This is a genomic window from Geopsychrobacter electrodiphilus DSM 16401, from assembly GCF_000384395.1.
GTDB classification, from domain to species: Bacteria; Desulfobacterota; Desulfuromonadia; order Desulfuromonadales; family Geopsychrobacteraceae; genus Geopsychrobacter; species Geopsychrobacter electrodiphilus.
This window is the reverse complement of sequence record NZ_ARWE01000001.1, coordinates 1,626,606-1,638,528: the sequence shown is the minus strand read 5'-3', so window position 1 is coordinate 1,638,528 and position 11,923 is coordinate 1,626,606. Positions and strand designations below refer to the sequence as shown.

Annotated in this window: 6 protein-coding genes and 1 pseudogene; 2 read left to right on the top strand and 5 right to left on the bottom strand. The window is 47.5% G+C overall.

All coding sequences use genetic code 11. The features are described from left to right. Window positions 1-223: 223 nt before the first annotated feature. The 3 genes and pseudogenes from D888_RS24955 to D888_RS22990 all read right to left on the bottom strand — a co-directional run. Window positions 224-523: pseudogene (locus D888_RS24955) on the bottom strand (Hpt domain-containing protein); the annotation flags it as partial. 23 nt (window positions 524-546) lie between these two features. After that, window positions 547-1,896, bottom strand: coding sequence for a response regulator (locus D888_RS22995; protein ID WP_156826965.1), 1,350 nt, complete (start codon window positions 1,894-1,896; stop codon window positions 547-549). A 73-nt stretch (window positions 1,897-1,969) separates the two neighbouring features. Beyond that, window positions 1,970-2,755, bottom strand: a complete 786-nt coding sequence (locus D888_RS22990) for an energy transducer TonB (RefSeq protein WP_020675981.1) — start codon at window positions 2,753-2,755, stop codon at window positions 1,970-1,972. A 168-nt stretch (window positions 2,756-2,923) separates the two neighbouring features. Between D888_RS22990 and D888_RS0107725 the strand changes: the two genes are divergently transcribed. Next, complete coding sequence (locus D888_RS0107725) at window positions 2,924-5,395, top strand: TonB-dependent receptor plug domain-containing protein (protein WP_020675980.1); 2,472 nt, start codon at window positions 2,924-2,926, stop codon at window positions 5,393-5,395. A gap of 2 nt (window positions 5,396-5,397) precedes the next feature. Here D888_RS0107725 and D888_RS0107720 read toward each other — a convergent pair whose 3' ends face one another. Together D888_RS0107720 and D888_RS0107715 are read right to left on the bottom strand one after the other, a co-directional pair. Continuing rightward, window positions 5,398-7,527: an LVIVD repeat-containing protein gene (locus D888_RS0107720; RefSeq protein ID WP_083928806.1), complete on the bottom strand. Its 2,130-nt coding sequence runs from the start codon at window positions 7,525-7,527 to the stop codon at window positions 5,398-5,400. Beyond that, the gene (locus tag D888_RS0107715; protein WP_083928805.1) at window positions 7,524-9,911 is read right to left on the bottom strand and encodes an ATP-binding protein; all 2,388 of its coding nucleotides are present in this window, start codon (window positions 9,909-9,911) and stop codon (window positions 7,524-7,526) included. The genes D888_RS0107720 and D888_RS0107715 overlap by 4 nt, the downstream gene beginning before the upstream one ends. Before the next feature lie 331 nt (window positions 9,912-10,242). Between D888_RS0107715 and D888_RS0107710 the strand changes: the two genes are divergently transcribed. Continuing rightward, a complete protein-coding gene (locus D888_RS0107710; protein WP_020675977.1) occupies window positions 10,243-11,922 on the top strand; it encodes a DUF6178 family protein in 1,680 nt (559 codons plus the stop codon). The last annotated feature ends 1 nt before the right edge of the window (window position 11,923 follow it).

Genomic DNA, 11,923 nt, shown 5'->3' with positions numbered 1-11,923 from the left:
CAGCAAAAGGATCTTCTAATAGGGTACTGGATAATAAATTGATCGGCGTGCTGGTCTCCTCAAAGAGATCAAGACCAGGGTCTTCTGCGAAAGGATCATCTGACGTACTCAGGTTTTGCTGGTCAAAAAGACGGGTGCGCCCTGGCAATGCAACCGCCAATTTCAAAGCAAGTTCGGCTTCAACCAGAAGACCGGGTGGTTCTTCCCGGTGCTGTTCAAGGGCCGCGATCATTTTTTTTAAGTGGCCCAAAGCCAACTTCATGCCGTCATATTCGTTTTCAGTTGGAAATCGAGCTTTCTCAAAATGTCCTTCGAGTAAACCTTCAATGCGGGCGCTCAGAACGCGAACGGCTTCAGCATGAACGAGTGCTGCTGTACCCTTGAGCGTATGAGCAGCACGAAAGGCCACTTCAAGATGGCTCAAAGCTTGACCTTCACAGCCGCCGGCCGCAAGAAATTCATCAAGCAGTGCAATCTTTCGCCCGGCTTCTTCCAGAAAAACCGGTAATAATTTCTGACGCATATCACTCATGGGCACCTCAAGTTCTAGTGGCTCTTAACCCGCAAAAGTCCGACCTTGCGTAACGCGTAACAGATCCGCTTGGTTTCCAGAGGCTCCAACAAACTGAGTTCGATAATTTCACGCAATGATTTTTTGCCATCGATCAGCCCGAACAGTTCGAGTTCACGAGGCTTGAGATTGACGGTCTCAAGAGCGTCTTCGTTGGTAATCAACCGAACCAACACCATCTCATCATCTCGAAACTCTGAGGCCGCAAGGTGTTTTTCGTCCAGATGGCTTAACCCCTCCATCAACACGCTAATCAAAGGTACCCTGATCGTCAAATCCTGGAGATTGACTGGAAGTTCGTCGCGCTCAAGGAAAAAATGTCCCTCCTTTACATCGAGGGTCGTTCCAAAAGCATCCTGGGCATGTTGCTGCAGATACTCCATTAATTCATCGGAGGTCAACAATCCACGTTCAACGAGAACACGTCCAATTGGGATATTACGCGAACGGGCCTCGGTAACATATTCATTGAGTTCAGCTCCATCGGCGTTCAGTCGACCATCTTTAGTCAATAGATCAGTCAAAAAGATATTACGGCTTCCTTTAATGCTCGATGTGGCGAAAATAAAATTACCCTGTTCGATGAAGATTTCTCCAAAAACTTCACGCGAAAACACAGTAAGACGTCCTGAAAGTCTTGAATTATAAGCAAAATTTATCACATCAGGCAGCATGACTTCAGCGAGATCTCCGGAAAGAACCATACCTTTCTTTTGTACCAATCCAGCCTCGTTTAATGTGTCCGACAAGACGTTTCGCATCAACAGTGGGAAATCTTTTTGAAAATATTGGCGTAAAACCTTATCGACAATATTCTCAATAATCGCTGGATCAGTAGTTTGCGAAGTTTCCGGTGCCCCATCCCCCTTGGAAGTTGCTGCAACGCCGAGCACCTCTACAAGTTTCTGCACAAGATCATCAGGCTCAAAAGGTTTGGAAAAGTAGTGAACAACTCCAAACTCTTTTTCGAAAGCCTCCCCAACCGCTTCTCCTTTTGAAGAGATCAAGATCAGTGGAACCTGTGCCATTTCGCTGTCTTCTCTCAGTAATTTACAAAAAGTATGCCCGTTCATTTTGGGCATGACAAAATCAACCAAAATTGCGTCAGGCTTAATCCGACGTGCGATCTCAAGCCCCTGCTCACCATCTTCAGCTGTATGAACAACATAACCTTGCTGACTGAGAATAAGTTCTCCCAGCCGGCGTACAGTTGGCGAATCATCAACAATCAGCACCCTGGTTGTTTCTGCGCTCATTAACTTGCATCTCCAGTCTGTTAACAGCCCCAAAAACAAGGCCAGCTCATCTAAAGAAATTCTTATCAATCTAGGGGATTGCTTATGTAAGGTCAAACATTTTCTACGGTTCCTGACCACTAACTGTAAGGATTGACAGAGTTTATTCCTGAATAGATGAGTCAGAATTGAGGCTTCCGGGCAGACGGAAGTCAATCGGGATCACAACCTCAGAGGCGACGCGAGCCCCTGCCCTTACGGCAGGAGCAAAGCGCCAACGACGTACTGCCCGTGTCGCCGCTCGATCAAGTACGGCAAAACCAGAAGACTGAGCGACCGACAGCCGCTCAACGGCACCGGCCTTATCGACCCGCACTAATAATTGTACCTCTCCGGACCACCCTTTACGTCGCGCAACCTCAGGATAATGCGGCCGAGGATTGTCAACATAGCGCGGAATTGCACGGGTTTCGATTAGTGTCTTGACCTTAGACTTGTCTATCGAAGCCACATGCAGTGACTGAGCGGCAAAGGGAGCAATAACTATTTTGCCAGGTAAATCTCCTCCATTTTCGGTCTTTCGTGATTTTTTTGACAATACAGGGGAGGCCTGCCGAGGATGTCCAGACTGCAACACTTGAGTTAGTGGCAAAGGTGAAATCTTGGGCGTTAAGGGATGTGTCGAAATTCCCCTTTTTCGGGATGGCAACACGGAAGCTGGTTTCATTTTGGCTGCTACAAACGTTTTCTGCTTAAAAGGAGGAAGAACCCGGGGAGCATGACCAGGAGAGGTTTCATCCCGCGGATTCAATGGCTCCGGCATAAAATTATCAAGTCGGTCAAATGCCCGCTCAACAGAGAATTGTTCCTGAAAAGCAACGTCGCTGTCCATATCCACCTGAAGACTTAGCAGCCCAAAATGGATCGCTACAGACAAAAACAGAGCCATATATACTTGCCTTTTCAGATTCAAATGATCACTCACTTTGTCACACCAACGCTCATAAAACGAACGAGTATCTTATTCATTGATTTTAAACTTGAATTAACCTAATCAGGTTGCTAGCCTACAACCCCTTGAAAAGAGGCAGTCTCTTGCAATCGAAAGACGAATTTCATGATATCCCGATTTACAAGCCTCTGTAAATTTTTTGTCTTTTTGATTCTTCTTACCCCGCAAACCAGTATCGCAATTGTCCCAACGGCTGTTCAACCAGAGGAAAAAACAGTCTCGCCCCCGCTTGTTCTACCCACGATTCTGGTAGAAGCGACCCGCATAGCCCCCCTAACTGGCGCAACAATTATCGACCGTGAAACGATCGAGAATTTTCCAACAAGAAACGGTAGCCTTAACGAGATAATAGGCATTGTGCCTGGGGTTCAATTCGGCGAAGGAATGAGTAACTCTCTGGCCGCTGGAGAAATAACCCCTCCAAACATCTCAATTTCCGGCAGTCATTTTTACGAAAATAATTTCACCATTGATGGCATCAGCAACAATAGTTCAATTGAACCAACGAATGTCGATTTGTATGAAACCTCAATTTTACCCGGGCACCCGCAAAAAATATTCCTGGACCCACACCTGATCGAGCAGGTAAATGTCTTCAATAGCAATATTTCTGCCGAACACGGAGGATTCACTGGTGGACAGGTCGAAGTGATTACCCTCGACCCGGTCGATGAATTCTGGGGCAATATCAACTATCGAACGACCCGCGAGGAGTGGACGAAGTTTCATCTATCCCCAAGCGACCAGACAACCTTCAGTACCTCAAATACAACGGGCAGGCAACCGCGCTTCGACAAACAGGATGCCGGGATGACCCTGAATATCCCGCTAAATTATGACATGGGTGTGCTCCTTTCTTACCAAACCCTCATCTCCAGGATTCCACTTCAAAACCTGGGCGAAACAAAGATCCAGGACAGGAAAAATGAAAACTTTTTTCTGAAATATGGCTACCATCTTTCGGAAGAAAGCCGCCTTTATCTCACTGGAATCTATGCCCCCAATGAGGGTACCTATTTTGGGACTGATAAAAAAAATAGCGACTTCCGCCTGAACAACGACAATCTGTCACTAGCGGCTAAATTCGAGCAAGATTTTCAAGCAGGACAACTTGATGTTTCATTGGGGTACAGCAACTACGAGGTAAATCGCCAGGCAGCCAAGGATAAACTTCAATGGAACACCGGGGGCTCTGTTGACTGGGGGGGACCAACCCGCAGCGTTGAAGGGGGGCTCGGTGACATTGAGCAGACTCAAAAGGATATTCAGCTGAATATCAATTTTGCTCTATCCGAACGAGTCCTGGGCTCAACGAAACACCTGGTAAAGATAGGAACTGAACTGGTTCGCTCCGAGCAGGTTTATTCAAGGGACAAGACCTCTTATTACTACTTCACTTCAAACAATAATGGCGGGGGGCTCATAAATTGTCGCGCAGATGATATCGCATGCATCAAGAATGAACAGTTTCTGACCACCCGGCAACTGTACGAACAGGGACGGAGCAAGGTTACGTTAACAACATCAGCGGCTTATATTCAAGATTCTATTATTTGGAAGCGTCTTGAGCTCTTTCCGGGTGTTCGATTGTCACACGATGATTATCTAAAAAAGACCAACTTTTCCCCACGCTTTGCCGCTTCCTACGATCTTTATGGCAATGGGTCCTCAATTCTTTTTGGGGGTAAAAATCGCTATTACAGTGGAACCCTATTGACCTATAGGTTAAGAGAAGCAATTTCTCCTTTAGGTAAAAAAGAAACTCGCGGAATTACGGGGGACACTCCTGACAGTTGGCCTGGCGTCAGTAAGGATGGATCCTATGTTTTCAGAGACTCTGAATTGAAAACCCCCTATACGGATGAGATTACGGTTGGCATTAAGCAAAAGGCCGCGGGAGGAGAACTCAAGCTGCAGTACATTAAACGTAAGGGTCGAGATGAACTGGTTCAGGATAGAACGGGAATACAGCCTGACTCCTACAAATATTGGATTCTGAGTAACAACGGACATTCAAAGTATGAAAGTTATCAGGTGAGCTGGCAACGTGCATGGGAAAAGCACTACCTCGAACTTAATTGCAGCTATCAAACAATCGAGACCAGCCACCTCGACTATGATAATTATGTCTCGACCAAGGCAACGACAGATCTCATCTGGTACAACGGCCAGTTCTTGAGCTACGATCAAATTCCTAAATCTGATTTCAATCGTCCGATCATTGCAACCTTAATTTACACCGGCAAACTACCATTTAATCTAACCTTTACCAACACGGCAAAATTCCGCAGCGCCTACACCAAACTTTCAAGAATAAAGCCCCTGTCAAATCATGGTCTTGAACCTAACAGCACAAGCGCATACGACCTGATATACGATTATGAAAAAAAACGAATGCGCAGCTCTGTTGTCTTCGACTGGCACCTTGCGTGGGAAGTTTCGCCTAAGAGACTATCGGGGCTCGTCCTGACCCTGGATGTTCTAAACGTTTTCAACAACGAGTCCAATATCAGTGACAGCGAAACCAACTATGAACTCGGCCGTCAACTATGGGTTGGGGCGAGCTACGATTTCTAAAGTCAGTCGACTCTCACCACAGAAGCTGTTGTCTCCAGCGTTTTACCATCCGTAATATTCAGATCATACCAGCCGGCAAGTTCCGGCTTTCTAAATGAGATGACCTGCTCTTTCGAACCGGCAACCTCAATATTCCTAACCGGCAAGGGAATGAGACTGATCCCGTTTGAGCGACCTGAAACATACAACCCGTCACCTTCGACTTTAAAGGTTCCGGTACTTCGCGGAGAATAAATGTTCGCGATCTGAAATGGCTTAAGCGGGTTGGTAATATCGATAAAAAAATAGCCCTGCCAGCGACTTGAAAGAACAGCATAATCAGTCGACAGTGCGACCCCGAGGTTCCACCCGGGATAGAAAAAGTTAGAAACAGTTACCGGGTGTTCGGGGGTGCTGATATCCACGACTTGCAAACCCTCTTCACCCAGAACCAGATAAGCATACTTTCCACGGACAGCAATCCCTAAGGCTGCCGTGAAGTTTGTCATTGGCCAGGGCCTGGTAAGTTGGCCGATCAATCTCGTGGGCTTTCCCTCCTTATGTTGAACCACAAGCAAACCCGCCGTATCGGCAGCGATAAAGATGTCATCTCCCTGCAAGGCAATTTTATGTGCCTTACCCGGAAGAACCAACGTTTCAGCTACCCTTGGACGTTCAGGTTGACTGAGATTAATGCGCAGCAATTTGCGGTCAAAGCAACCAACAAACAGATCTGAACCACGAACAGCTAGGTCTGAAATCTCATTGTCAAGTGTGAGCTGACCGACCTGTCTGGGGGCCAGGGGATCACGGACATCCACGACCAACAGCCCTTGATCCATAACTGCCACGTACAACAAATTCTTAACCTTGACAAGGGTCGTCGCATAGTAACGGGACGGAAGATTTGCAACCAGCCGCCACTTATTCTGGTCTCCCCTATCAATAATCTGTAAACCAGCGCGGCCATCTGCCACATAAATCCATTTTCCATCAATGACAAAATCGCGCGCATCACTCGGGGTATCTAGAGAAGCAACGACTTTTCGTGATTCAATGCGTCGAGTATCAACAATTTGAACACCCTGGGTACGACTGGCAACATACAGATACCCCTTGTATAAAGCCAAACCGTTAGCCTCACCTGCCACCCCGACATAACCGACTCGATGCGGGTTTTGTGGATCACTAATATCGAGCTTACTGAGCCCAAAATAACTTTCGGCCAGATACAAAGAGGATCCATCGCGTAAAAATTCCCGCACGTTCCCCATCAGGGGGAAACTGGATAGCTTGCGTAAGAGACCATTCTCAAGAGAAAAGAGATCGATCTTTAAGTCCTTATCAGAGGCATAAACGATATTATCGATGACAATGATATTTTCATACTCGACATCATGATCAATACTTTGCAGTATCCGAGGATGCTCAAGGTCACTGACCTCGATAAGATGAAGCCCACCCCTCTGGCTGGCCGCCAGAAGATATCGGCCTAAAAAAGCCAATTTAACCGTATTTCCAGGCAATAAAAGTCGCCCCAAAAGAGTGGTTTTGTTCTGGAAGGTGACATCAAAAATACTCAACCCGGATTTTCCGTTAGCCACAAACAGCTGGTGTTGTCTATGAATACTGCTATACGCCTTGCTGACCTCATATTTTACTTTTACAGGTTCTGCATCAAGGGACATAGCAGAGATAGAAATGCCCTGAGTTAATGAGCTGATAAACATCTTCCCTTCGTCAGGATCCATGCGCCACGCATTCGCCTTTCTTGCCGTTACCCCTATAGGTTCAGGCGAAAGAGGATTCTTTAAATTGTAAACTTTTACTCCTTCTTCCCGGGTGATGACGTAAGCGAGGTTATGTTTGACCTTAATATCCGTTGCTAGCCCCCAGACCGGGAATGTACCCACTATAGCGCGCTTGTTTGAGACATCATGAGCGAGCGAAGCGGACAAGTGTCGCTTTAGATTTATCCCTTCCAAACCAAAAACAAGATTGTCTTTCGCCGCAGGTAGAAAGGTTACGTCCGTAACCCTAATATTTTCATCCCCCCCCCGTGAATAAAGATAGGTTAGACAACTGCCAATCAAGATCAATAAACACAGGGTTAGCATAAAGGAAGTTCTGCGGAAAAGAGTCAACCCTTTCAAGCCCTCACTCCTTTCAAATCGACACTCTCCAAATCTTCTGAAGCCACGTGTCGACTAAGAAGATTGAAAAGTTCCTGCTGCCGAAAAGGTTTACGCAACAACCCTTGCATACCCACGGCCGAACAATCGGCTAAAATCATGGCATCACCGTGAGCTGTCAGGGCATAAATCGGCGTGTTCTTCCCCTTCTGACGCAAAATTCGAGTCGCCTCAAGACCATCCATCCCCGGCATGTTGATATCCATGAGGATCAATTGATATTCCTGTTTTTCTATGGCAACAAACGCCTCTGCCGCATTACAGGCTGCGTCACAACGCCATCCGGAGCCGACTAAAGAAAAACCTATAAGCTCACGGGTCGACATATTGTCATCAACGACCAAAAGTCTTCCCTTATGGCCCGAATGATCAACCAGAGGAGTGATGTGCGCTGTTTTTTCTGGAGGAGCGTTACTGATGGTGACTGCAGTCTGGTCCCAAACAGAACCAAGCTGCAGTAAACGTTTCCAGAGTAATGGCCGCAGAATGTCGGTGCCAATGGTCGCATGTGATGACGGAAATAGTTTTTGTCTTAAGCAAATCAGTTTGTCACACCGTTTTTTGATCTTTGCTGTCTGGTCAGGGCTAAAAGCACACCCATCATCAGCTAAAATGATCAGTTCAAAATAATCCTGAGTTACAAGTCTTTGGAAAAGGTCTTCAGTACTTGAAACCGCCTCGGCAGAAAATCCCAGATCGAGCAAGATACGCAATGTCGCTGTCCGCGTTCTGGATAGAGGCTCAAACAGAAGAACAGTGCGCCCAAGATCCTGTGCCTGCAAACGGATAAAAGAGGGGGTGACGGGGACGAGCGGAAGAGAAACGCGAAAGACCGTCCCCTCCCCCGGAGCACTCTGGACGTTGATGCTGCCATCCATCATACGTGTTAAATCCCGAACAATTGACAATCCCAGACCCGTCCCGCCAAACAGGCGCGAAGTCGAACCATCTACCTGCGAAAATGCTTCAAAAATCTCGGTCTGAGCCTCAGTTTCAATGCCGATACCAGTATCCTCGACAACAAAAATAAAACTCCCATGCTCAAGCCGGTTCAGACCAAGGCAGACGCTCCCCTGCCGGGTAAACTTGATGGCATTCCCGACGAGGTTCACAAGAATCTGTTTGAGTCGTTGTGGATCTGCGTCAACGATCCATGAAGCAGCAGGGGCAACCTCACAGACGAGTTCAATCCCTTTTAGATAGGCTCGCCCGGCGAGACCAATCATGACGTCTTCAACCAGACTTAATAAATCAACCTTTTGTGTTTCCAGGGTTAAATGCCCTCCCTCGATTTTAGAAAAGTCGAGAATATCATTAATTAACTGGAGCAATTCCTGGCCGGAGCGATCCACTGATTCGGCAAGTGATCGTTGCCCTGAATCAAGGTTGCTCTCGATTAATAATTCATTCATCCCCAATACACCAACCAGCGGTGTTCTTAACTCATGAGTCATATTAGCGAGAAATGTTGATTTCGCCTGATTGGCTGAATCGGCCAGTCTTTTTGCAAATTCCAGCTCGTGGATCGTTCGGTTAAGTTCAGCAGTCCGCTCGGCAACCGTCTCTTCAAGGTAGGCTTGATAGGATGAGATTTTCAGATCACGAAGTTCAATCTGGGCAAGCATGTCATTAAAGCCATCCACAAGTTGCCCGATCTCATCATCTGAATGCTTTTTTGAGCGTAATTGGAAATTTCCCGTTTCAGAAACCTGATGAACCGTCTCTACCAATTGAAGAATCGGGGCGGATATCGGCTTCTGCAAAAAGTCAGAAAGACGCCAGGCAAAAACGACGGCAATGCCCCCTGCAAGAACAACAACCAGGGCAAGAGCAAACAATCTCTGGTCCAGATCTGAAAGGTCTGACAACAGATAAAGTCCACCAATTTTTTTATTCTGATAAAAAATAGGCGAATAAATACTTAGTGAATTCAAGCCATAACGTAATATCGGAACTTCAGTTTGTTGCCATTCCGGGGAGACCTGCCCTTCAAAATCAAGTACAATGGATTTCTGAACGAAACCGATGTATTTCGAGTCAAGATATTGGGCGATCGGTTTCTGTTTATGGTTAAAAAGATAGCCTGCGTGGATGGAACGATTTGGCTTTAACGCGTTCAAGACCTCCTTTGCATGGAGCGGTTGATTCTCCAACAAAGGTTTTGTAAGGGGGTTCCCCAGGACAGAAGCGAGAGTCCGCAACTCTTTAGCGGAGTTTTTACGGAAAGAAACGTACTCAATGCCCCCGAAGAGAAGACTTACCAGAAGAATTACTGCAATGCAGGCTGATATAATGACCAGAGAGAATTTGCTACGAATAGATCGGTACGGAACAGAAAGAGACACAACCCCTCACGACAAAAGTAAACGGTTGTCCGTTGTGTATAAATATCGATGGAAATTTTATACAGCGGGACAACAGAACCGCAACATCATAGCAATCAAAGCCTCGGGAAGAAACTCTTTTCTCTGTCTGCGATTAAAAACAGGGGAAACCAGAGAAAGTGGTGCAAAGATTTTGTACCGTGCTATTTCATCCCAGGCCCATCTGACTCCAGAGTGATCAAGTGCTATTTTAACCTTGTGATTATTGAGTAGATGAATTATTTTAACCGGCTTTACCAAATCCAAAAAAAATACAGAAAACTCACTTTTTTTCGACCGACCGAGGTTCTCGATGACAAAACAGATGGTTGCCAATGCTTTCTTTGCTCCTGAGTCACCGCGACTTTCTGCGGCAGAGCTGAACAGTTTGTCACGCACCGAACGCATTGAGGTCATTCGCAACACGAACGGCAAGAAAAAGTATGAGATGTTGCTCAATGCAAAGGACGGTGCGCAGATAACCCCAAAACTTCACCCACAAGAGATTTATCTGACGATCAGTGCCATCGGTCCCGAATATGCATCAGAACTCCTGCTGATGGCATCCACGGAACAGATCATCACCTTGATTGATCTTGATTGCTGGGAGGGGGACAGCCTCGATCAAAAGAGCACCCTTGAGTGGTTGAGTCTGCTCCTGGAAGCGGGGGGAGATAAAGCCCGCGAGACCCTCACCGAAATGGAGCCCGAACTGGCGGCTCTTATTCTAAAACAGTTCATCAAAGTCATCGCCGGCCCAGAGGTCTATGACGATGATGATGATGACCGCAACTCCCACCGCCTCGAAGGCCTCTACGACATCGACTACTGCAACGAAGAAGCGGCCAAGGTTGTTGGCGGTATTCTTCTGGCCATCCAACAGGAGGATGAAAAAGCCTGGATGCAACTGCTCGAATTGGTGCGTGCCGAGCTCGACTCAGTCCTTGAAGAAGAAGTATTTCAGTCCCGCAATATCCGCTTGCTCGACTACGGCTTCGCCACTCCGGCCGCAGCTCGTCGAGTCTACGCACGCGTCGACCCTGAACGCTTCAAACCCACCAGTGGCAAACAGTTTGGTCTCGAATCCGAAGGAATGCAAAGTGCACTCCCGCTGCTGCGTCTGGCCCAGCCTGGGGGCCTGCTGGCCGAGGTTCTGGTCGGGGGAATTACCCACGCCGTCGCAACGGAACTCTGCATGCTGGCCAATCGGAAGATGTCGGCAGATCTGGTTGATTTGAGTCGCGAAGAGTCGGTCAGCGCATCTCTGTCACAACTCTACGCCGAGATAAATCTGGGCCTGGAATATCTTGCCAGACAGGATGTCGACAAGGCCAGCCATCTGTTTAATGATTGTTATTTGCAGGAAATTTTCCAGGTCGGACATTCCCTTATCCAGAAGCTGGTTGATCGCAGCAAAAGGCTGCTTGAACTTCCGGTTGCCAAGCTACTCGACGGCCCCTTCAAGCGCTTCATCGATTCACTGCAACAGAACCCACCGCAGCTATTTTGCGGGATTCGGGTCGGGGACCAGCAACGCGCGGTTGAGATCAACACGCTCAAGCAACTCGATGAAATTAACGCGATCCTCAAACAGATCGAAATGCAGCAGCAGATTGCCAGCCAACTGATGACCGTTGATTTAACCCAGCTTGAGACCTTTATCGAAGGGTGCAACATCGAGGAAGCTACAGATCTGACGCTGTCCGATCTGTTCCTGACCGCGCTGGCAAACCAGCTCTTGGGTGGTGATTTTGCTCCTCAACCCCTCGCGATCCCAGATCTTGTTACCCTGCATCGTCTGGTGGTTCTGGATGCCAAACTCAACCCGCAACTGGTGGCAGAGGTCAGAGCTCAGCTCGACGCCCAGATCCCCGGGGCCAGCGATTTTACCGATTATTGTCTGGAGATCTGGCATGAGGAATTCTGCCAACTTGAAGAATCAGACATCGACCCGCGCTATCTGAGCGGTCTGATCGTCAGATTCGACACCTGAT